The organism is Ruegeria sp. BHSA162, assembly GCF_059613385.1.
In genome coordinates this window covers 1-22422 of the sequence record NZ_JBXWSK010000042.1, presented here as the reverse complement: position 1 = coordinate 22422, position 22422 = coordinate 1, and the positions used below count along the sequence as shown (strand labels likewise).

Annotated in this window: 17 protein-coding genes; 14 read left to right on the top strand and 3 right to left on the bottom strand. The window is 62.4% G+C overall.

Annotated features, from left to right (window positions below; genetic code table 11):
• Positions 1-189 precede the first annotated feature (189 nt).
• From folE2 to AC2FM5_RS12585, 4 genes are all read left to right on the top strand, one after another.
• The gene (folE2, locus tag AC2FM5_RS12600) at positions 190-1293 is read left to right on the top strand and encodes a GTP cyclohydrolase FolE2 (RefSeq protein WP_170363134.1); all 1104 of its coding nucleotides are present in this window, start codon (positions 190-192) and stop codon (positions 1291-1293) included.
• A 277-nt stretch (positions 1294-1570) separates the two neighbouring features.
• A complete protein-coding gene (locus AC2FM5_RS12595; RefSeq protein ID WP_496735942.1) occupies positions 1571-2179 on the top strand; it encodes a hypothetical protein in 609 nt (202 codons plus the stop codon).
• A 52-nt stretch (positions 2180-2231) separates the two neighbouring features.
• A complete protein-coding gene (locus tag AC2FM5_RS12590; protein WP_170443191.1) occupies positions 2232-3680 on the top strand; it encodes a TrkH family potassium uptake protein in 1449 nt (482 codons plus the stop codon).
• The gene (locus AC2FM5_RS12585) at positions 3680-5260 is read left to right on the top strand and encodes a thiamine pyrophosphate-binding protein (RefSeq protein WP_496735940.1); all 1581 of its coding nucleotides are present in this window, start codon (positions 3680-3682) and stop codon (positions 5258-5260) included. Before AC2FM5_RS12590 ends, AC2FM5_RS12585 begins: the two co-directional genes overlap by 1 nt.
• Positions 5261-5314: 54 nt before the next feature.
• On the opposite strand, the gene AC2FM5_RS12580 is transcribed toward AC2FM5_RS12585, so the two are convergent.
• Positions 5315-7060 carry a serine protease gene (locus tag AC2FM5_RS12580; RefSeq protein WP_496735938.1) on the bottom strand — a complete coding sequence of 582 codons (1746 nt, stop codon included), beginning with the start codon at positions 7058-7060 and terminating at the stop codon, positions 5315-5317.
• Between the two features lie 206 nt (positions 7061-7266).
• Here AC2FM5_RS12580 and AC2FM5_RS12575 point away from each other — a divergent pair, with 206 nt between their 5' ends.
• The 10 genes from AC2FM5_RS12575 (at position 7267) to glmM (ending at position 20515) form a co-directional block, all read left to right on the top strand.
• Positions 7267-8190 (top strand): glycine--tRNA ligase subunit alpha, encoded by a 924-nt coding sequence (locus AC2FM5_RS12575; RefSeq protein WP_496735936.1) that lies wholly within the window; start codon positions 7267-7269, stop codon positions 8188-8190.
• Positions 8191-8228: 38 nt separating this feature from the next.
• A complete protein-coding gene (locus AC2FM5_RS12570) occupies positions 8229-8753 on the top strand; it encodes a DUF6446 family protein (protein WP_170446621.1) in 525 nt (174 codons plus the stop codon).
• A gap of 9 nt (positions 8754-8762) precedes the next feature.
• Positions 8763-9974 carry a sodium/glutamate symporter gene (gltS, locus tag AC2FM5_RS12565; RefSeq protein ID WP_496735934.1) on the top strand — a complete coding sequence of 404 codons (1212 nt, stop codon included), beginning with the start codon at positions 8763-8765 and terminating at the stop codon, positions 9972-9974.
• A gap of 9 nt (positions 9975-9983) precedes the next feature.
• Positions 9984-12203, top strand: a complete 2220-nt coding sequence (gene glyS, locus AC2FM5_RS12560; protein ID WP_496735932.1) for a glycine--tRNA ligase subunit beta — start codon at positions 9984-9986, stop codon at positions 12201-12203.
• 66 nt (positions 12204-12269) lie between these two features.
• Positions 12270-14831, top strand: coding sequence for a putative PEP-binding protein (locus AC2FM5_RS12555; RefSeq protein ID WP_496735930.1), 2562 nt, complete (start codon positions 12270-12272; stop codon positions 14829-14831).
• A 186-nt stretch (positions 14832-15017) separates the two neighbouring features.
• On the top strand, positions 15018-15659 hold the full coding sequence (locus AC2FM5_RS12550; RefSeq protein WP_170337909.1) for a cell wall hydrolase: 642 nt from the start codon (positions 15018-15020) through the stop codon (positions 15657-15659).
• A gap of 79 nt (positions 15660-15738) precedes the next feature.
• Positions 15739-17115: a multicopper oxidase family protein gene (locus tag AC2FM5_RS12545; protein WP_496735928.1), complete on the top strand. Its 1377-nt coding sequence runs from the start codon at positions 15739-15741 to the stop codon at positions 17113-17115.
• Positions 17116-17217: 102 nt separating this feature from the next.
• Positions 17218-18138: a dihydroneopterin aldolase gene (locus tag AC2FM5_RS12540; protein WP_170370719.1), complete on the top strand. Its 921-nt coding sequence runs from the start codon at positions 17218-17220 to the stop codon at positions 18136-18138.
• Positions 18135-19133 carry a dihydropteroate synthase gene (gene folP, locus AC2FM5_RS12535; RefSeq protein ID WP_496735926.1) on the top strand — a complete coding sequence of 333 codons (999 nt, stop codon included), beginning with the start codon at positions 18135-18137 and terminating at the stop codon, positions 19131-19133. Before AC2FM5_RS12540 ends, folP begins: the two co-directional genes overlap by 4 nt.
• A gap of 35 nt (positions 19134-19168) precedes the next feature.
• Positions 19169-20515 carry a phosphoglucosamine mutase gene (glmM, locus tag AC2FM5_RS12530; RefSeq protein WP_496735924.1) on the top strand — a complete coding sequence of 449 codons (1347 nt, stop codon included), beginning with the start codon at positions 19169-19171 and terminating at the stop codon, positions 20513-20515.
• On the opposite strand, the gene AC2FM5_RS12525 is transcribed toward glmM, so the two are convergent.
• Together AC2FM5_RS12525 and ilvC are read right to left on the bottom strand one after the other, a co-directional pair.
• A complete protein-coding gene (locus AC2FM5_RS12525) occupies positions 20509-21411 on the bottom strand; it encodes a DMT family transporter (protein WP_496735922.1) in 903 nt (300 codons plus the stop codon). The genes glmM and AC2FM5_RS12525 overlap by 7 nt on opposite strands.
• Positions 21412-21483: 72 nt before the next feature.
• Positions 21484-22422 (bottom strand): ketol-acid reductoisomerase (ilvC, locus tag AC2FM5_RS12520; RefSeq protein ID WP_496735920.1); only part of this gene is annotated, 939 nt, incomplete at its 5' end.

Sequence of the window (22422 nt, the reverse complement as noted above, 5' to 3'; positions counted from 1 at the left end):
CGCACACGCGCCGTTGAACACATCGGCAACCGCGCAATGTCGCCCGGGTAAAAGGGCGCAATCCGTTCGGAAATGGCGGTTTTGCGATGGTTTTTTCGATCCGGGCTGCTATCTGACCCGTATTGGGTTACACTGCGGTTTCCGCCGCAGTCGGAGATAGCCTGACGACACACCGAGGATACGCAGCCAATGAACATTCATTCGCGCGACATTGACGAAAAACCAGATCGGAACGAGGCCGCTGAGGCTCTCAAGGTTCTGCGGAAATGGGCAAAGGGCGCCAGCGAGGCCGAGATCAGCCAGCTTGATCCAGCCGTGGCCCGCCTGGTGCCCGGGTTGATTCCGGACAACTACCCTTCGATGTCACGTGAATACCCCGAAGACTTCAAAGTCGACGAAGCCTACAAATCTGCGTTGCCCGATCTCCAGAACGGCCCGTCCAGCCTGATACGCGGTGCGAAACAGCAGATCCAGCATGTGGGCATCTCGAATTTCCGCCTGCCGATCCGATTTCACAGCAAGAACGGTCCGGACCTGACGCTGGAAACCTCGGTTACGGGCACCGTCAGCCTCGAAGCCGAGAAAAAGGGCATCAACATGTCCCGGATCATGCGGTCCTTCTACAAGCATGCCGAGCGTACGTTCAGTTTCGAGGTGATGGAATCTGCGCTGAGCGATTATCTGACCGACCTCGACAGTTTCGATGCAAGGCTTCAGATGCGCTTCTCCTATCCCGATCGGGTCAAAAGCCTGCGTTCGGGTCTTGAGGGATATCAGTATTACGACATCGCGCTTGAACTGGTCGAACAGGGCGGCGTGCGTCAGAAGATCATGCATCTCGACTATGTCTATTCTTCGACCTGCCCATGCTCGCTGGAACTCAGCGAACACGCCCGGTCGGTGCGCGGACAGCTTGCGACGCCGCATTCGCAGCGTTCCGTGGCGCGCATTTCGGTCGTGGTCGATTGTGACGCCGATTGCCTGTGGTTCGAGGATCTGATCGCCCTGTGCCGCCGCGCCGTCCCCACCGAAACCCAGGTGATGGTCAAGCGCGAAGACGAACAGGCCTTTGCTGAGCTGAACGCCGCCAACCCCATCTTTGTCGAAGACGCCGCGCGTCTGTTCTGTGCCGAGCTGCTGGCCGATCATCACGTCGGTGACTTCCGCGTCATCGCCAGCCATCAGGAAAGTCTGCACAGCCACGATGCGGTGTCGATTCTGACCGAGGGGCCGACATTTGCATCCACCAGCTTGGACCCGCGCCTGTTCACGACGCTGTTCCACGTCGGCTGACCCAAAAAACGCCGCGAAAACCGGCGTATATTGGGCGGTAGGCGCCTTTTTGCCGCAATGCAGCGGAAAATGCTGCATGCGCGCGATTATTTGCATACATTGAAGATGAATGCAGCTGTGGCGCGCCATGTCAGTTGTGGCGCACCACCCCGAAAGGAAGCCGGGACGTGTTACGCCTTGGACTGCAATACACCTTCGTCCGTCCGCGCGATCGGAACGGCAAGGGCTTTTCTACCTCGGAAATCGGGCTGCTTCATTGCTACAGGAGAGACTTGGAATGAATCCCATTGCCCAACAGCTTGAGCTGCAGGCCGCCGCCGTGCGTCTGGCCGGCTATGCCGTGACCAGCCAGATGAAAATGATGCAGGCATTTGCTCAAACCGTGTTCCCGATCCCGGTTGCGTCGGTCACCGAACCAACGAAGCCGGCCGTGAAGTCGGCCAAGAAACCGGTGGCGCGAGCCACGGCCAAACCCGCCGCGAAGAAGGCGAAACCTGTGGTCCGGGCCAAGGCCAAGACGGTCGCAAAGCCGGCTCCGAAGCCGAAGGCACCCGCAAAAGCCGCACCGAAACCGGTCACGAAGGCCACAGCCAAGCCCAAAACGCCGCCTGCAACGGCTCAAAAACCGTCGCAGCCCGTCGCAACGGCCACCCCTGCACAGCGCGTCACTCCGGTCGCATCGGAGAAACCCGCAACGACCGAGACGCCCAAGGTCAAGCCCAGCGTGGCAAAACCCGCAGCTTCAACCGAAGAAGCCAGGGCCAAAAAGCCCGTAGCGGCTGCAACAACCAAACCCGCCGAGGCACCGAAACCGGCCACGCGCCGCACGCGTGCGCCGTCCAAGCCACCGGCCATGCCGCCCGTGGCTGAAAAAATGGACGACTGATCACAGATCATCTGCTTGACACTTTCGGGCCGGCGCGCCAACGCTGCCCGTCATGATGGATCTTCGCCCGGTCGGATATGTGATTGGCTTGCTGGTCGCCATACTTGGGGCGACCATGCTGTTGCCGATGCTTGCGGACATCATCGAGGGTCGGGGCGAGTGGAACGTTTTCTTTGAAAGCGGTGTCATCACGATCCTGACCGGCGTGGTTCTGGCCATGAGCTGCTCGAACGGTGTGGGCGAGGGACTGACCATCCGTCAGACCTTTTTGCTGACCACTGGCGTCTGGGTCGCGCTGCCGCTTTTCGGGGCAATCCCCTTCGTGTTCGGTGAGACCGAGCTTCGATTTGTCGATGCCTATTTCGAAGCCATGTCCGGGCTGACCACCACCGGGTCGACCGTAATCTCCGGGTTGGATGATCTGCCGCGTGGCCTGCTTTTGTGGCGCGGTTTGCTGCAATGGCTGGGCGGGATCGGCATCATTGTCGTGGCCATGGTTTTCCTGCCCGAGCTCAAGGTCGGCGGAATGCAGATCTTCCGCTCGGAAGGGTTTGAAACCATGGGGAAAATCCTTCCTCGCGCGCAAGAGATCGCGGGCCAGATTTCGCTGATCTATGTATTCCTGACCGTAGCCTGCGCCCTGGTTTATGCCGGCTTGGGAATGAACTTTTTCGACGCGGTCGTTCATGCGTTCACAACCATGTCCACCGGAGGGTTCTCGAACTATGACGCCTCGTTCGGTACGTTCTCGGGGCCCGCGGAATACGCCGCGTCCATATTCATGATTCTGGCTGCGCTGCCGTTCGTGCGGTATGTGCAATTTGTCAACGGCCGGACAGGCTCGATCCTGGAAGACAGCCAGATCAGGGCCTTTCTGGCCACGATCGCCGTTCTGGTGGTGATCATGGCTGTCTTTCTTACATCGGTCTTTCCGCACCACTGGGAACAGGCGGTGCGCGAGTCGTTGTTCAATATCACCTCGATCATTTCCGGCACCGGCTACGCCAGTGTCGATTACATGACCTGGGGCAGTTTTCCGATCATGATGTTCTTCATGATCGGCCTGATCGGCGGTTGCGCCGGTTCTACGGCCTGCTCCATCAAGATCTTCCGCTATCAATTGCTGATTGCTTCCATCAAGGCTCAGATCAGTCGGATCCGGTCGCCGCACGGAGTGTTCGTGCCCAAATATGATGGCCGCGCCATCAGCCGCGATGTCCTGACATCGGTCATGAGCTTTTTCATGTTCTTCGCGCTGTCGCTGGGGGCGCTGTCCTGGGCGCTGGCGCTGACTGGTCTGGATTTCATCACGGCGGTATCCGGTGCAGCGACGGCGCTTGCAAATGTCGGCCCCGGTTTGGGTGATCAGATCGGCCCCGCAGGGAATTTTGCCGGGCTGAACGACACGGCCAAGTGGTTGTTGACCTTCGGAATGCTGACCGGCCGGCTGGAGCTGATGGCCGTGTATGTCCTGTTCACCATTCGGTTCTGGAGAGGCTGATGAAAAGACCATTGGGCGCCCAAATCTCGCACATGCTCAAGGATCGGGGGGTCGAAGTCATTTTCGGCATTCCCGGTGTGCACAATCAGGAAATGTACCGTGGAATCGAAGAAGCGGGCATTACTCATGTGCTGGCGCGGCATGAGCAGGGCGCGGGCTTCATGGCTGACGGTTATGCACGGGCGACGGGCAAGCCCGGCGTGGCCTACGTGATCACCGGTCCTGGCCTGTGCAACGTCATGACGCCGATGGGGCAGGGCTATACCGACTCGGTTCCGATGCTGGTTCTGTCCTCCTGTCTGAGCGAAACGCAGGCACAGCGCGGCCAGTTGCACCAGATGAAAGACCAGCGCGCGGCCGCTGAATGCGTGACCGACTGGTCCTGCCAGGCAAACGACGCGCAATCGGCCTATGGCCTGATCGAACGCGCCTTTGAGGAGTTCGCGCTGAAACGCCCGCGCCCCAAGCATATCCAGGTCCCGATCGCGCAGTTGGAGGCCGAGGCCGACCCCGCTCCTTTTCCGAACCAGGACGCGGTGCGGGTCAAGGCTCTGGCGCCGGACATCTCGCCGGTTCTGTCACTGCTGAACATCGCACGGCGGCCGCTGTTCATACTGGGTGGTGGGTCGCGGTCGAACCTGTGGCGTCAGATTCTGTCTCAGCTTGGTGCGGCCTGTTTCACCACTTATGCAGGGCGTGGGTTGGTCGGCACCGGCTATGCGCTGGATTTCGGTGCGACCTTGCCGCGACCGGGCAGTGCCGAGGTGATTGGGTCGGCCGATCTGGTTATCGCGGTCGGTGCCGAATTGGGCGAGGTCGACCTTTGGCGCGACCGGTTGGGCCACAAGGCGACCTTGGTGCGGGTTGACCTTGACCCCGAGGTGCTGGCCGACCGGCACCGGGCGACGGTCAAGCTGCAGGCCGACGGTGAAAGTTTTGCCCATGCACTGTGGTCCGCGACCCAAGACTGCAAACCAGCCACTGGCTGGTCGCCGGAAGAGGTGGCCGAAGCCCGCGCACGATGGCGCGCCGAGGTCGACGCGGAAAGACCGGGTATCGTGCCGGTTGCCGACGCCTTGCGTGCAGCGATGCCCGCCGACACCATGATCTATTCCGACATGACCCAGTTCGCCTATGTCGCGAAAGAGGTCTGGGACATGGCGCGCCCATACCACTGGCACCACCCGACCGGGTTCGGCACCCTGGGCTATGCACTGCCGGCCGGGATCGGCGGCGCGGTTGCGCGGCGCGGAAAGCCAACTGCCGTGATCGCGGGTGACTACGGGTTCCACTATACGATGCAGGAACTGGGTGCGGCGGTCGAGCTGGGGTTGTCGCTGCCCATCATCCTTTGGGACAACGGCAAGCTGAAAGAGATCGAGGACAGCATGGTCGGCAGCCAGATTGCTCCGAACGCGGTTGTCGCGCGCAACCCTGATTTCTGCAAGCTGGCCGAGGCTTTCGGTGCGCGGTCGGCCGCTCCAAACTCGCTACCTGAAATGCAGGCTGCCGTTCGCGCGGCCTTTGACGCGCCCGTGCCGACCCTTGTGCACGTCACGCCCGATATCTTGAAGGGATGAAAAAAGGCGCCGCAATGTCCTGCGGCGCCTTCAAATTCTGTTCGTGACTTTCGGTCAACCCCAGCAGTTCACCAGCACGGTCATGCCAGTCGCGCGGCGGTTCAACTCGTCGGGCGAAACCTGGCCGGTTTCCTGCGCTGTCTGAGCCGTTGCCCCGGCCTTTGACAGGATCTCGTGAAGGCGGTCGGCCGCGGCAGCCAGGCTGACATCGCGGGGCAGGGTGCGCCCCTCGGTCCGCGCAGGCAGCAGCATTCCGACCACGTTGCCGTGATCATCGAATACCGGGCCGCCGGCGTCTCCGGGTTGTGCGGTCAGGCTCAGGCGGGTCACTCCGGCCTCTCCGTTCAGCCCGCGGATATCGGCGATCTTGCCGTAGGTCAGGGTCGGAGCCCCCAAAGCGCCCCCATATGAGTATCCCGCGACGGCCACTTCAGATTGCAGGCGAGGCTGGGCTTCGTTCAAGGCCGCAACGGCCATCGGTGCCAGCGTCTTGTTGGGGCGCAGGACTGCCACGCCCAGTTCGGGATCGCTCCACGCGGTTTGCAGTTCCTGACCGTCCTCAAGGGTGACGCGGGTGCAGTTCTGCACAGCCTCGGCCACGGTCAGGACCAGACCGTTGGGATCGGCAAAAAAGCCTGACCGAGACAACCGTGGTTTTCTGAGTTGGAGACCGGACATCAAGTCGATGCTTTGCTCGGCATTGGCGCCAGCCCCAGCATCAAGAACACCATCGGTGGTTTCAAAGCTGGCGGTCATTGCCGCCAGAACCCGGACGCGGCGTGCGTCATCGCCTTCGGGCCAGACAAGGGTGAAGCCTTTGATCTTGCCGTCGCTCAGATTGGCTTGTGTATAGGATACGATCCCGTTGCCACGGCCTTCGATGGTAAACCTGTCGCCACGCAGCTCACGCGGGCCGTTCAGCGGCACGATCTCAAGCGATTGCATCGCCTCGAACAGCGCGCGCAAAGTGGTTTTGCTGCCCTCCTGGCTGATCAATACGACCCGTGCGTCTAGATCTCCGCTGGAATTGAAATGCGCGAACGGCGCCTCGTATCGGTCGAAGGAAATCACTCCAAGCGGCAGATCGACGGAAATCCCGGCGCGATCATCGACGTGCCGGGCCATGCCGACGCTGATCAGCGGGGCATTGTAGTCATCCATCAAAGCCTTGCGCTGTGCCGTCGTCAGGACACCGGTCGGTTCAAAGCCGTTGAACCGCTGCCATTCCGCCATCGACCGGCGTGTACCTTGGCCGAATGCCCCGTCAATGGTCGAACTGTAGAACCCGGCAGCCTGCAATGCGGTTTGCAGGTCTTTTCGTTCCTGTCCGCTCAGCAGCCGCTCGGACTGCAGGGCCTGTGATCTCGTCTCGTCCGAAGGTTGCGGCGTCAGACCGGCCTGTGGCTGCTCTGGCTGCGGCTCGGGCTGAACGGGCGCTGTGATTGCCCCGCGGTTCAGGACATTTGCGCCAATTGGCCAGAACTGCTGCCCAAGGGCGCCTGAAAAGGTGATGAAACTGTCTGAGGGGATCTGCCGTTCGGCCCGGTAGACGCGCAGCACTTGCTCGGCGTCGGCCCGCAAATAGGGGCCGATCACGATGGCGTACCAGCCGCTGTTCAGGCGGAACCCGTTCACGTCGGGCAGGGCATTGGCATAGACTTGCGCCCGGTCCTGCGCCTCGCGCAGCGATGGCTGCGCTTCGACCTGAACCCAGACACCCGCGTCGGCCCCCTGTTGAGCATACGCAGCGCGCAGGCCGACTGTAATCAGTAAAAGAATTGCAACAAATACGCGTGTCATTTTCTGCCCGTTTTATGCAGTGTTTTGGCTTTCCCCCAACTTACGCGATTCAGGGGTGAAAACGCTATGCCCACGATACGGGGAATTTCTGGTGTGGCGGCACAGTGACAGCAGGCGGGCATTGGCCCGTTGACGCCCCTTTGCCCCTTGCATAGGAAGGGCAAAACCGACCGGAACCGGGCAAATCCGCGCCCAAAGGGAATGTCATGACCGAACCGTCCAGCGCACCACGTTCATTTCAGGAAATCATCCTGCGGCTTCAGAACTACTGGGCCTCGAAGGGCTGTGCCATCCTGCAGCCATACGACATGGAGGTCGGTGCCGGTACATTCCACCCTGCAACCACCCTGCGGGCTTTGGGGTCCAAACCCTGGGCTGCGGCCTACGTTCAGCCGTCGCGCCGTCCGACCGATGGGCGCTATGGTGAAAACCCCAACCGCTTGCAGCATTACTATCAGTACCAGGTGCTGATCAAACCCAGCCCTCCGGACCTGCAGGAGCTGTATCTGGGCAGCCTTCAGGCCATTGGCATCGACATGGACCTGCACGACATCCGTTTCGTCGAGGATGACTGGGAAAGCCCCACCCTTGGCGCATGGGGCCTGGGATGGGAGGTCTGGTGCGATGGCATGGAAGTCAGCCAGTTTACCTATTTCCAGCAGGTCGGCGGCCATGACTGCGCGCCGGTCTCGGGCGAGCTGACATATGGTCTGGAACGTCTGGCGATGTATGTTCTGGGCATCGACCACGTAATGGACATGCCCTTCAACGACCCGCAATCGCCCAGCCCGCTGACATATGGCGACATCTTCAAGCAAACCGAAGAGGAATACGCCCGTTGGAACTTTGATGTGGCCAACACCGAGGTTTTGCTGCGCCACTTCGAAGAGGCCGAGGAAGAATGCGCCGCGATCCTGAGCCAGGAAAACGTTGACCCCAAAACGGGCAAGCGGATCATCATGGCGCATCCTGCTTATGACCAGTGCATCAAGGCCAGCCATATCTTCAACCTCCTGGACGCGCGCGGCGTGATTTCGGTGACCGAGCGGCAGGCCTATATCGGGCGGGTGCGCGCGCTGGCCAAGCAATGCGCCGATGCTTTCGTGCAGACCGAGGCGGCAGGTTTTTGAGGCCTGATGGCCCGTCGCACCCCACAGGAGGATCGCGCATGACCGGGAAAATGCTGGCAATTCTGTTGGTCGCTTGCGCCGTCATTGCTGGCGTCAGCATGTATTACCTGCAGGTCTACGGCTACTACTACGAGGTCGAACCCTCACCCGGTCAGGATGTTGTTCTGACCGAAACCGCGACCGGCCAACCGGTGCCAATTGCCTACAGCGCGTTTCAGGCGATCGACGCCGACAGCTCTCCGATCCGGTACCGGGCGTGTTTCCAGACAGATCTGAAGCCGGAACAGCTGGCCGTCCGCTACATGAGCGCCGAAAAGGCCGAGCCGCTGACGGCCCCGGGTTGGTTCGACTGCTATGATGCGGCTACTCTGGCCGAGGCGTTGGCGAACGGATCCGCCCGCGCGTTCATAGGGGTCAAGAACATCCACTATGGCGTTGATCGGATCGTGGCGGTGACGCAGGACGGTTCGGGCTTTGCATGGCATGCCCTGAACAACTGCGGCGAAAAGGCCTATGACGGAACGGTTGTCGGCGAAGAGTGCCCGCCCCGACCGGAAAACTGAGTGGGCGGGATGGGGTTCATCGTTGAAATCCCCGGATTTCTGACGGCAACGCTGGGCTTTGCCGTCTATCTGATGGGCGCCGAGATCAACGCCCGCGCCGAGATCCTGCGACGGTTCAACATTCCCGAACCCGTGACCGGCGGTCTGTTGGCCTCGCTGGTGGTTCTGACGCTGTATCTGCTGTTCGGTATGGAACTGGAGTTCGACCTGACCGCGCGGGATTTCCTGCTGGTGCTGTTCTTTGCCGGGATCGGCCTGAATGCCCGGCTGTCCGATCTGATCGCAGGCGGAAAGCCTCTGGTGCTGCTGCTGGTCCTGACGTTGCTGACGATCGTGGCGCAAAACCTGATCGGCGCGGCGGGGGCGGCGGCCTTCGGCTATCCGGCGCAGTCCGGCGTTCTGTTCGGGTCGGCCGCCTTGATCGGCGGCCACGGCACCGCCATCGCCTGGGCGCCCGAGGTCGCGCAGGTCACCGGGCTTGAGGGCGCGACCGAGCTGGGAGTGGCCGTGGCGACCCTCGGGCTTGTTCTGGCTGCGCTGGTCGGCGGCCCCATCGCGCGACTGTTGATCGAAGGGCGCGACCTGTCGCCAAACCGGCCGGACGAAGAACACACGATCGGCGTGCCCGACGAGCCGTCAGACGCGGCCGCGAAGATCGACCATCTGACGGTGATGCGGGTGCTGCTGTACCTGAACATGGCTATCATCGCGGGCTATGCTCTGTCCGAGGTGATCTTGGCCGCGGGTTTGAAACTGCCGCTGTTCGTGCCCTGCCTGATCATGGGCATCGTGATCGGCAACCTGCGCCCGCTGTTGGCCCCGCGCGCCGCGCCAGTGTCGCGCACGCCGTCGCTGGCGCTGATCTCGGAATTCGCGCTGGGCGCATTTCTGGCCATGTCTCTGATGAGCCTGCAACTGTGGACCATCGCCGATCTGGGCCTGTCGATCGTGGTGATCATGACGGCGCAGACATTGTTTGCGGTGGCTTTCGTGATCTGGGTTCTGTTCCCGGTCATGGGCGCCAACTACCGCGCGGCCGTGCTGGCGGCGGGGTTCGGCGGCTTCGCGCTGGGCGCGACACCGACCGCAATTGCCAATATGACCGCCGTAACCAAGCGATACGGGCCTTCGCCTATTGCCTTTATCGTGCTCCCCCTTGTATCCGCATTCTTCGTGGATATCGCCAATGCCATCGTCATCCAGACGATCGTCAATTTCTAAGGATCGAAAATGCCCGACCTGCTGATCGAACTGTTTTCCGAGGAAATCCCCGCGCGCATGCAGACCCGCGCCGGCGAGGATCTGAAAAAACGGATCACCGACGGTCTGGTCGAGGCCGGTCTGACCTACGCCCATGCCCACGCCCTGACCACGCCGCGCCGCCTGACGCTGGCGGTCGAGGGGCTGCTGGCCGAAAGCCCCACCATCCGCGAGGAGCGCAAGGGCCCCAAGGTCGGCGCGCCGGACAAGGCCATCGAGGGCTTCCTGCGTGGCGCGGGGATTAGCCGCGACCAGCTCGAGGAACGGGACACGCCCAAAGGCGCGGTCTATTTTGCCACCATCGAGAAACCGGGCCGCCCGGCGGCCGAGATCGTGGCCGAGGTTCTGGCCGACACGATCCGCAACTTCCCCTGGCCGAAATCCATGCGCTGGGGCAGTGGGGCCCTGCGCTGGGTGCGGCCGCTGCATTCGATTTTGTGCATCCTCAGCGATGAAGCTGGCGCGCAGGTCGTGCCGATGGAGATCGACGGGATCACCGCCGGCGACACCACCGAGGGCCACCGCTTCATGGCGCCCGGCCGGTTCGCCGTGACCGGGTTCGAGGATTACGCCGCCAAGCTGAAGCGCGCCTTTGTCGTGCTGTCGCCCGAGGAACGGGCCGAGCATATCTGGAACGACGCACAGAACATGGCCTTTGCCGCCGGTCTGGAAGTGGTCGAGGACAAGGGCTTGCTGGCCGAGGTGGCCGGGCTGGTCGAATGGCCGGTGGTGCTGATGGGGCAGATCGACGATGAATTCCTCGACCTGCCGCCCGAGGTGCTGCAGACCTCGATGAAGGAGCACCAGAAATTCTTCTCGGTCCGCAATCCCAAGACAGGGCGGATCGAACGGTTCATCACCGTGGCCAACCGCGAGACCACCGACAATGGCGCGACCATTCTGGCCGGAAACCAGAAGGTGCTGTCGGCGCGTCTGGCCGATGCGAAATTCTTCTGGGAGAATGACCTGCGCGTCGCCAAGGCCGACATCACGCAATGGACCCGCGCGCTTGAGAACGTGACCTTCCACAACAAGCTGGGCACCCAGGCGCAGCGGATCGACCGCATTGCCGCCTTGGCCCGCGAACTGGCCCCGGTGACGGGCGCCGACCCGGATCAAGCCGAGAAGGCCGCGCGGCTGGCCAAGGCCGATCTGAGTTCGGAGATGGTCTATGAATTCCCCGAACTTCAGGGGCTTATGGGGCGGTATTACATTGAGGCGGCTGGAGAAGACGCCGCCGTGGCCGCCGTGGCGCAGGAGCACTACTCGCCGCTGGGCCCGTCGGATGACGTGCCAACCGCGCCGCTCTCGGTGACCGTGGCGCTTGCCGACAAGCTGGACACGCTGACCGGGTTCTGGGCGATTGATGAAAAGCCCACCGGCTCAAAAGACCCGTTTGCTTTGCGTCGCGCTGCTTTGGGTATCTCTCGATTGGTTCTCGAAAACGATCTGCGGCTGTCGTTGGATCGCTTCTTTGACAGCCAACTTATTCGAGCAGAAAGCGCAATCAATGAGGCGTTGCCGGAAGCTAACGTTCTTGATCTGTTGGAAGAAATTGCAGAGCGAGGTGTCTTTGGTGCTGCATTCCAAGCGGTCAAGGACAAAATCGGAGGATTGCCTGCCACGGCCTTTCTTGAACTTGAAAAAAAGGTCCCAGACGCATCTGACGATCTCCTCTCCTTTTTCCACGACCGCCTCAAAGTCTTCCTCCGCGACGAGGGCATTCGCCACGACGTCATCGACGCCTGCATCGCGATGGACGGCAATGACGACCTCAACCTGCTGGTCAAGCGCGCCCGCGCGTTGAATGTGGTGATCGCGACCGAAGATGGCGAAAATCTGGTGCAGGGCTTCAAGCGCGCCAACAACATCCTGACCCAGGCCGAGGAGAAGGACGGGGTCGAATACTCGTTCGGTGCCGATCTGAAATTCGCCGAGACCGACAGCGAAAAGGCCCTGTTCGCCGCGCTGGATCAGGCACAGGCCAAGATTGCACCGGCACTCAAGGCCGAGGATTTCCCGGCGGCGATGGCGGCCATGGCCGCGCTGCGCGGGCCGATCGACGCGTTCTTCGAGGACGTCCAGGTCAATTCCGACAATGCCGTGCTGCGCCGCAACCGCCTGAATCTGCTGAGCCAGATCCGCCAGATCTGCTCCAGCGTCGCGGACCTGACCAAGATCGAAGGCTGACCTAGAGGGCGCGCTCTGGCGCGCCCACAAGGCCCTTGCGCGGAAGGCTAGGGCGCTTATGCTGCGGTGAAACCAAAAGGTGCCGCAGTGCAGAATAATCCGCATACCACGCTCATCACTTCTGATGCTCCTGTCGCCGCCGACACGCATGGCGGCCGGGCGAAATGTCTGCAGCGCCTTGTGCGGTTGGACCTTCCCGTACCGCGTACGGTGGCCCTGTCCTTCGATCAGGTGCGTCGGATCGCTGACGGCGATATCCCGGCAATCGAAGCCATACTTGAACAGTTCGACGCATCGGCGTTGCTGTGCGTTCGCCCCAGTTCCGAGGACCCTGACTGGGGTGGCCCCGGCGCGGTTCTAAACATCGGGATGAACGATGCCCGTTTCGTGGAATTGTCCGACAAGATGGGTCCCGAGGCCGCTGCCGCACTGTATCTGCGGTTCGTCCAAAGTTATGCGATCCACGTTGCGCGACTGGACGCGGACGTTTTCGACGACATCGAAGCCGATGGTCGCGAAGGCCTGCGCCAGACCCTGCGCGCCTATGAGGACGAAACGGACGAAGCGTTCCCCCAGGACCGGGGCGAGCAGTTGCTGGCGGTCCTGCGCTCGATGGCGCGGGCGTGGGATGGTACGTCCGCCCGTCTGCTGCGGCAGGCCAAGGGCGCTCCGGCGGATGCCGGACTGGGCCTTGTCATTCAGGAGATGATCCCGGGCGTCGGTCAGGGCGAATGCGGATCGGGTGTGCTGCAGCTGGTGGATACCTCGACCGGCATGCCGCAGATCACAGGCCGCTACCTGAGCCAAAGCCAGGGGCGCGATGCGCTGGGCGAGGGGGTTGCGGCCCTCTACCTTGAAAAGGACCCGCGCGGGCAAGCGCTCGAGGATGTTGCGCCTCAGGCCTTTGCCGACCTCAAGGCCCATGCGGCGTTGATGCGGCGCAAATTGCGCGAAGAGATGCAGGTCGAATTCGTGATCGAAAACGGCAAGGTGCATATTCTGGACGGGGTCCGCGTTCAGCGCAGCGCCCGCGCCGCCATGCGGATCGCTGTTCGATTGGCCGAGGATGGCATCATCACCCCGCAGGAAGCCGTCATGCGTATCGACCCGCATTCTCTGAATGAGTTACTGCACCGTCAGGTGCATCCCGAGGCCAAGCGTGACGTGCTGACCACGGGTATCGGGGCCAGTCCCGGGGCGGCCACCGGCCGGATCGTGTTCACTTCGGCCGAGGCACAGGCCAGCGCCGCGCGCGGCGAGCCCTGCATTCTGGTGCGCCGTGAAACCTCGCCCGAGGATGTGCGCGGCATGCACGCCGCGGTCGCCGTACTGACCGAAAAGGGTGGCATGACCAGCCATGCGGCCGTGATCGGGCGCGGGCTGGGGCTGCCCTGTATCGTCGGCGCGTCCGAGATGCGGTTCCAGACCAAGAAAAAGCAGCTTACCGTTCCGGACGGCCGCGTTTTCACCACAGGCGACATTCTGACGATTGACGGAAGCTCGGGCCAGGTGTTGGCGGGCGAGCCGGCGATGCTCGAAGCTGCACTGGATGACTGTTTTCAGACCTTGATGAGCTGGGCCGACGCCGAGCGAGACATATCAATTCGTGCCAATGCCGACACTCCTGCCGACGCGCAGGCTGCGCGAAACTTCCAGGCGCAGGGGATTGGGTTGTGCCGAACCGAGCATATGTTTTTCGACCCCGGTCGTCTGATCGTGATGCGCGAGATGATTTTCGCTCAGACTTCATCGGGACGCGCGGCGGTTTTGGAGCGGTTGCTTCCGATGCAACGCGATGATTTTGTGCAACTTTTCCGGATCATGGAAGGGCAGCCCGTCTGCATCCGACTGTTCGATCCGCCTCTGCACGAGTTTCTGCCGACCACGCGCAGCGGGCAGCGCGAACTGGCCGAAGCGCTGGATCTTCCGGTTTCGGATGTGGAGCGTCGGGTGGACGAAATGAGCGAATACAATCCCATGCTGGGGTTGCGGGGCGTACGCCTTGGTATCACGGTGCCCGAGATCTATGATATGCAAGCCCGCGCGATCTTCGAGGCGACGCTCGAAGCCAGCAAAAATGGCGCGCCGGTGGTGCCCGAGGTCATGATTCCGCTGGTGTCGGCCAAGCGCGAGGTCGAACTGATCAAGGCGCGGGTGGACACGGTTGCCGCAGCCGTTGCGGCCGAGCGTGGTCAGGAGTTCGAATACCGGTTGGGTGTGATGGTCGAAACGCCCCGGGCCTGTTTGCGCGCCGAGGAAATCGCTCCTCATGCCTCGTTCCTGAGTTTCGGCACCAATGACCTGACGCAGATGACCTATGGTCTGTCACGCGACGACGCGGGACGCTTCATGTCAGCCTATGTTCGGCAGGGGGTGTTCACCGAGGATCCGTTCCATGTTCTGGACGCCGATGGGGTCGGCGAACTGCTCAAGCTGGGCTCGGAGCGGGGGCGTACAGCTCGGCCCGATGTCACGCTTTCGGTCTGTGGTGAACATGGCGGCAACCCCGAATCAATCGCCCTTTGTCGGGATTTGGGGTTCGATTATGTGTCCTGTTCACCCTTCCGAGTCCCGGTCGCTCGGCTGGCTGCCGCTCAGTTGGCGATTTCGTCAAAACTTGGGGGTTGACAGGCCGTCAAAGCCCTAGGAATAGTGGTCTCGGGATGGACCTGTGGCTGATTAATTTTGGCCTCGCGGGCAAGATTTTTCTTGCTTTTTCCTCAGAACTGGACCTTTCGCGCCTTCTGCGTTAAGACCCCGTCGCGCCCGCCGGGGGAGGGTATGGCGCGTGAAGTGCCTGTGCGAGGTTATCTGATGCTACGATATATACTGGCTGTTGCCATTGCGGCGGCAACCGTGATGCCGAGTGCGTCCGTTGCCGAGAGGGAAGCCACCGAGACTGCCAAGCGCGAACTGGTGTCGCGCAACGAGGTGCCGGGACAAAGCTTTCGCGACTATCTGAAGCTGTTCCAACCTAGGAAAGAGGTCCAACCGGTTGAGATTTCCTACACCAAGGCCTGGCTGGACCAGCAGCCCAAAGCCAGCGGTGGCGAAGATCTGAAATGCTTGGCCGAGGCCCTGTATTTCGAAGCGCGCGGAGAGAGCGTGCGCGGCCAATTCGCGGTTGCCGAGGTGATTTTGAACCGGGTGGAAAGCACCCGTTTCCCGAACACCGTCTGCGGCGTGATCCGTCAGGGAACAGGCAAGAAATATCAGTGCCAGTTCACCTATACCTGTGACGGCCGCAAGGAAGTCATTCACGAGAAGAAAGCCTATGAGCGCGTGGCCAAAGTTGCCAAGGCGGCGATCGAGGGGGTCAGCGACCCGCTGACGTCGGGGGCCACGCATTACCACACCAAGGCGGTGCGCCCGTCGTGGTCGCGCGTTTACAAGGAAACTGCGCGTATCGGTGTGCATATCTTCTATCGCCACAACTACCGCACTGCGAGCAACTAGCGCGCATTGACGCACCCGCGCTGGAACGTTGATGGCGCGGGTGAAACCAAGGGCTATATTGCGGGCAAGGAGATCCGCAATGAATCTGAGCCGCCGAAGCCTTTTGAAATCTGCCGCCGCGCTTGCGGTGTTTCCAACGCTAGCGCGCTCCGCGCCGCTGACCCTGACTGCGCGCGAGGGCGCTCAGTTGATCGCCCCTCCGGGGTTTCCGGAAACCGAAATCTGGGGCTTTGATGGGTCGGTGCCAGGCAGCCAAATCCATCTGCAGCAAGGCGAGCGGGTTCAACGCCGCTTGGTGAACGAATTACCGCAAGCCACCTCGGTTCATTGGCACGGTATCCGCATCGACAACGTTATGGATGGCGTGCCGGGGCTTACTCAGGATGCGGTTCCAAGCGGCGCGACCTTCGACTATGATTTCATCGTGCCGGACGCCGGAACCTATTGGTATCATGCGCATAACAAGTCAGTCGAACAGGTGGCCCGTGGCCTGTATGGCCCTTTGATCGTGCACGAGTCCGAAGCGCCGGATGTGGAGCAGGATCTGGTGCTGATGCTCGATGACTGGCGACTTGATCCGGAAACGGCCCAGATTACCCAAGACTTCGACAACGGTCATGACCTCAGCCATGCTGGTCGGCTGGGAAACCTCACTACCGTCAATGGAGCATTCGACCCATCCTTTCCTGTTCAACAAAACCAACGCCTGCGTCTGAGGTTGGTCAACGCCGCGAATGCGCGTGTCTTCACCGTGGGCCTCGACGGAATGTCCGGATGGATCGTCGCGCTGGATGGAATGCCTTTGGCCGAGCCGATCCCGATTGAGGACACGTTCCCGCTGGCCCCGGCACAACGTGCGGATTTGTTGGTGGATGTGCTGGCTGCGGATGCGGAAACGGCCAGCCTGTTCAGTCAGGAACGTGACGGCGCCTTTGGTTTGGCCCGATTTTCAGTGGCAGGGCAGGCGGCTTCCACTCCCCGGTCGGGAGTTCGGCCATTGCCGCCGAACCCGCTTCCGGAATTGACGGACCTCAACAACGTACCGCGGCACGAGATGAGGCTGCAAGGCGGTGCCATGCGCTGGCTTGAAAGCGCGCGGATTGGCGAGACCGAGCTCTCGGGCCGGGAGCTGGCTCAGCTGGGCCGGTTTTGGGCGCTGAATGGCTACGCCGAGCGACCCGATGACCCGTTTCTTGATGCGCCCCCGGGAAGTGTTCACCGGATCGCCTTCGTGAACGAAACGGTATTCCCGCACGCGATGCACCTGCATGGTCACCACTTTCGGCTGATCTTGCCGGACGGAAGTCTTGGGCCATGGCGCGATACGGTTCTGGTCGAACGTGGCGAGACTCGCGAGATCGCGCTGGTCACCGATAACCCGGGCAACTGGCTGCTGCATTGCCATATGCTTGGACACGCCGCATCGGGTATGATGAGTTGGTACCGCGTCACCTGACGCCGCATTCGGCGGCTGGAATGGCGTTTGCTTGAATGCTATAGCCGCGCGGAACCACTAAATTGGGCAAACCTGTCCAAGCTGCCCGAAAAGGCCCGTGCCATGAGTACTGAAATCCGCCTTGCCTTTGCGCACCCGTCCGAACGGTCCGAGGCGACTGCGCCACGCGGGCCGCTGGATCGTATCTCGTTGCGCGACCACATTGTCGAGGTCGAGATCGGCGCCTTTCAGGCCGAACGGGGCACCACCCAGCGCATCTGTTTCAACATCGTGGTCGAGGTGCGTCCGCTGACCGAAAACATCGACGATGATGTCGATCGCATCCTGTCCTATGACCGGGTGACCGAGGCCATCGCCTATGAACTCGCGGCCGAGCGTCTGAACTTGCTCGAAACGCTGGCGGATCGAATAGCCGAGCGGATCCTGCTTGAACCTCAGGCGGTAAGAGCTTTTGTACGCATTGAAAAACTGGATCGCGGTCCGGGTGCTTTGGGCGTCGAAATCGTTCGTGGCAAGGATGCCGTCCATCACGATGTCATCGAAGAAGAGCGCCCACATCCCCGGCTGGTCTTTCTGTCGAACGCAGCGATTGAGTCCGAAAATTTGTCGGGCTGGATCGACCAGTTGGAAAACCGGCAGCGACCGCTGATTCTTTGCGTGGGCGCCTCCGATCTGCCGGTGCCGCAGACCGGCCATGCCATGACCCAGCGCCGGATCGACCTGCTGGCGATCGAGCAGAACGCTTGGGTGCTGGCCGCGCGTGATCATCGCTGCGTCGTCGTCTCGACCCGGACCGAACTGGACTGGGCCATGAAGAACGGTCAGATCTGTGTCTGGGCACCGTCCAAGATCGTGCTGGATGCGGTCGATGGGCCTTCGGCGGCGCCGTCCGATGCGGTGGCCTTGGCGGCCTGGTTCGCCGCCACCTTTGAGGCCAGCGAAATGCTGGTCATTGGCGGGGAACTGCCCGAGTCGCCCAAGACGCCGCTGCGTGCGGTCCCGGTGGAGCAGGCGCAACTGTGACCTGCTATTACCGCCCACTGGTGCAACACGGGCCTGTGCGCCCGGACGGGGCCTTGCCGCTGGCGGGGCAGGACCTGTGGTTCAGCCATGCCGAATGTCTGCAGCGTGACGCGGCACCCCGGATCGTTGCGGCTGCCGATATCCCTGAAACGTGGCTAGACCGGCTGACGCAACCGCGCGCCGCGATTGCCGGACTGGATATGGCGCAGCCGCAGATCATGGGCATTCTGAACGCCACGCCCGACAGCTTTTCCGACGGTGGCAAACACAACACCCCCGACGCCGCGTGTGCAGCGGCCCGGGAAATGGTCGCGCACGGTGCGACCATTCTGGACATCGGCGGTGAATCCACGCGCCCCGGTGCGGATTTCGTGCCCGAGGACGAAGAGATCGCCCGCACCCAGCCCTTGATCCGCGCGATCCGGGCCGAGACACCGGCGCTGATCTCGATCGACACGCGCAAATCCGCCGTGGCCAAGGCCGCGGTCGAGGCGGGGGCGGGGCTGATCAACGACGTTTCAGGGTTTACCTTCGATCCCGCGCTTGGGGCTTTCTGCGCTGAAATCAATGCGCCGGTCTGCGTGATGCACATGCAGGGCGACCCGGCCACGATGCAGGACAACCCGACCTATGACGACGTTCTGCTGGACGTCTACGATTTCCTGTCCGGGCAGGTGGCCCGGCTGGAAGGCCTCGGGCTGGATCGGGGCCGGATCATCGTTGATCCAGGCATCGGTTTCGGCAAGACCGAGGGACACAACCTGACCCTGCTGCGCAATCTCAGCCTGTTTCACGGGTTGGGCTGCCCGATCCTGCTGGGTGTGTCACGCAAGGGCTTCATCGGCCGGATCGGTGCGGAACCGCGCAAGGATGCCCGCGCGCCGGGATCAATCGCCGTTGCGTTGGCAGGATTGTCGCAAGGTGTGCAGATCATCCGGGTGCATGACGTGGCCGAGACCGCTCAGGCCTTGCGCCTGTGGGCCGCTGTCCGGTAATCGGGTCGCAGGCAGGACTTTGTGGAGTAGCATGTATGCGCAAGCTGTTCGGAACCGACGGGGTGCGGGGCACCGCCAACACCTATCCGATGACGGCCGAGATGGCGTTGCGGATCGGCGCGGCGGTGGGGCGGTACTTCCGCCGGGATGGCTCGGGCGTTCACCGGGTGGTGATCGGCAAGGATACGCGCCTGTCGGGCTATATGCTGGAAAACGCGCTGACGGCGGGTCTGACGTCGACCGGCATGAACGTGCTGCTGCTGGGGCCGGTGCCGACACCGGCAGTCGGGCTGATGACCCGGTCGATGCGGGCCGATCTGGGTGTAATGATCTCGGCCAGCCACAACCCGGCCGAGGACAACGGGATCAAGTTCTTCGGCCCCGATGGGTTCAAACTGTCCGATCAGGCCGAACTTGAAATCGAACAGCTGATCGAAGAGGGGGTCAAACCCGCGCAGGCGCAGAATATCGGGCGCGCCCGGCGCGTCGATGACGCGCGGTTCCGCTATGGCGAGCGGGTCAAGTCATCTCTGCCGCGCGAGCTGCGTCTGGATGGCCTCAAGGTGGTGATCGACTGCGCCAACGGCGCCGCGCACCGCACCGCGCCCGAGGTCCTGTGGGAGCTGGGGGCCGAGGTGATCCCGGTGGGAACGGCACCCAACGGCAAGAACATCAACCTGGGCTGCGGCTCGACCCAGCCGCGTGTGGCGGCCGAGGCCGTCGTGGCGCATGGGGCGGATGTGGGCATCTGCCTCGACGGTGATGCCGACCGGGTGGTGATCGTGGATGAGACCGGGCAGGTCGCCGATGGTGATCAACTCATGGCCCTTCTGGCTACCGCCTGGGCCACTTCCGAACGGCTGAAAGGCGGCGCGCTTGTTGCGACCGTCATGTCGAACCTGGGTCTGGAACGGTTTCTGGGCGCGCGCGGGCTGCGGCTGGAACGGACGGCGGTCGGTGACCGCTATGTGGTCGAGCGTATGCGGGAAGGCGGGTTCAACCTTGGCGGCGAGCAATCCGGCCATATCGTCATGAGCGACTATGCCACCACGGGTGATGGCCTGATGGCGGGGCTGCATTTCCTGGCCGAGATGGTGAATTCGGGGCGCAAAGCCTCGGATCTGGCGCAACAGTTCGAGACGGTGCCGCAACTGCTGAAGAACGTACGATACGGCGAAGGTCAGGCCCCGCTGGAAGCGGAGACGGTCAAGGCCGCGATCGCCGATGCCGAGGCGCGGCTGAACGGGCAGGGGCGGCTGCTGATCCGCAAGTCGGGGACCGAGTCCCTGATCCGTGTGATGGCGGAATGCGAGGACGACGCCCTTTTGGCACAGGTCGTCGATGGGATCGTGGCCGAGGTCGAAGCCGCCGCGCGTCAGTAGCCCAACAGCATCCTGCGCAAACTGAACCATTGGCTAATCGCCATTCCGGTCAGGATCAGCGCCAGCGCGATGTAGAACCGCAGCGGCAGCGCCTCGGACAGGATCCATGCGCCGAAGATCATCGACCAGACCGGCACCTGATAGTTCACCAGCGTCATGAAGACCGACCCGGCGCTGCGAATGATCGACACCCGCAGCAACGTCGCAAAGGCCGTTGGCACAAGCCCCAGCACGATCAAGGCAAGCGTGGGGCGCAGACCCCGCGGGGTGGGCACACCTTCGGTCGCCATCATGATCGGCAGCAGGATCACCGCGCCCACCACCAATGTCAGTGCGGCCAGAACCACCGGGTCGATCGGCGGGCAGCGCCGGGTCAGGATCGACGCCACCGAATAGCAGAACGCCGCCCCGATGCAGGCCAGTTGGGCCAGCGGCTCGGCCCCGCTGCCCAGTTGCGCCAGTCCCGGGCCGATAAGCACCAGCGCTCCGGTGAAACCCAGGGATACCCCGACGAAACGACGTGCGTTCAGGGGTTCGTCCGAGAAGAAATGCGCCAGCGGAAGAACCATCAGCGGAATTGCGGCCATGGACAGTCCGGCAAAGGCCGAGGGTACATATTGCTGCCCCCAGCTGAGCAGCACGAAAGGCAGCGCGGTGGACAGGATGCCCATCAGGATCACCGACCACGCCAGACTTGGTGTCAGGCTGGGGATACGCCGCCCGGTCAGCCCCATCAAGGCCAACAGCATCACCGCGCCCAGCGTCGTCCGCGCAGTGGCCACCGTGATCGGGCCATAGTCTTCCAACGCCATCGCGACGACCATGAAGGTGCCGCCCCAGATCAGGCCCAGGGCAATGACGCCGCTCCAGTCGCGTATGTCGGGTTGAGGCACCATCGCTGCCTGTTCATCCGTTCTGCATGAAAAGGGCGGCCTCCGGGGCCGCCCTTGGGTTCAAGCCGTTCGGGCTTAGTTCTTTTCCTGATCGACCAGCTTGCCGGCCGAAATCCAGGGCATCATGCCCCGCAGCTTTTTGCCGACTTCTTCGATCTGGTGTTCGTCATTGGCACGGCGCGAGGCCTTGATCGTGGGCTGACCGACCTGGTTTTCCAGCATGAAGTCGCGCACGAACTTGCCCTGCTGGATGTCGTTCAGAACCTCTTTCATCGCCTTCTTGGTCTGCTCATAGGGCAGGATGCGCGGGCCGGTCACGTATTGACCGTATTCCGCGGTGTTCGAGATCGAGTAGTCCATGTTGGCGATGCCGCCTTCATAGATCAGGTCCACGATCAGCTTCACCTCGTGCAGACACTCGAAATAGGCCATCTCGGGCGCATAGCCGGCCTCAACCAGGGTTTCAAAGCCGCAGCGGATCAGTTCGACCAGACCGCCGCACAGAACGGCCTGCTCACCGAACAGGTCGGTTTCGCATTCCTCGCGGAAGTTGGTCTCGATGATGCCCGAACGGCCGCCGCCGATGGCCGAGCAATAGGACAGGCCGATTTCCAGCGCCTTGCCGGTCGCGTCGGTGTGGACCGCCACCAGGCAGGGCACGCCGCCGCCTTTGACATATTCGCCGCGCACCGTGTGGCCGGGGCCTTTGGGGGCCATCATGATGACGTCCACGCCCTCTTTCGGCTCGATCAGGCCGAAATGCACGTTCAGGCCGTGGGCAAAGGCGATTGCCGCGCCGGGCTTGATGTTGTCATGCACGTATTTCTTGTAGGTCTCGGCCTGAAGCTCGTCGGGCATGGTGAACATGATGACGTCGCACCAGGCCGCGGCCTCGGCGATGCCCATCACCTGCAGGCCTTCGGCTTCGGCTTTCTTGGCCGAGCGCGAGCCTTCGCGCAGGGCGACGACCAGGTTCTTGGCGCCCGAGTCGCGCAGGTTCAGCGCGTGGGCGTG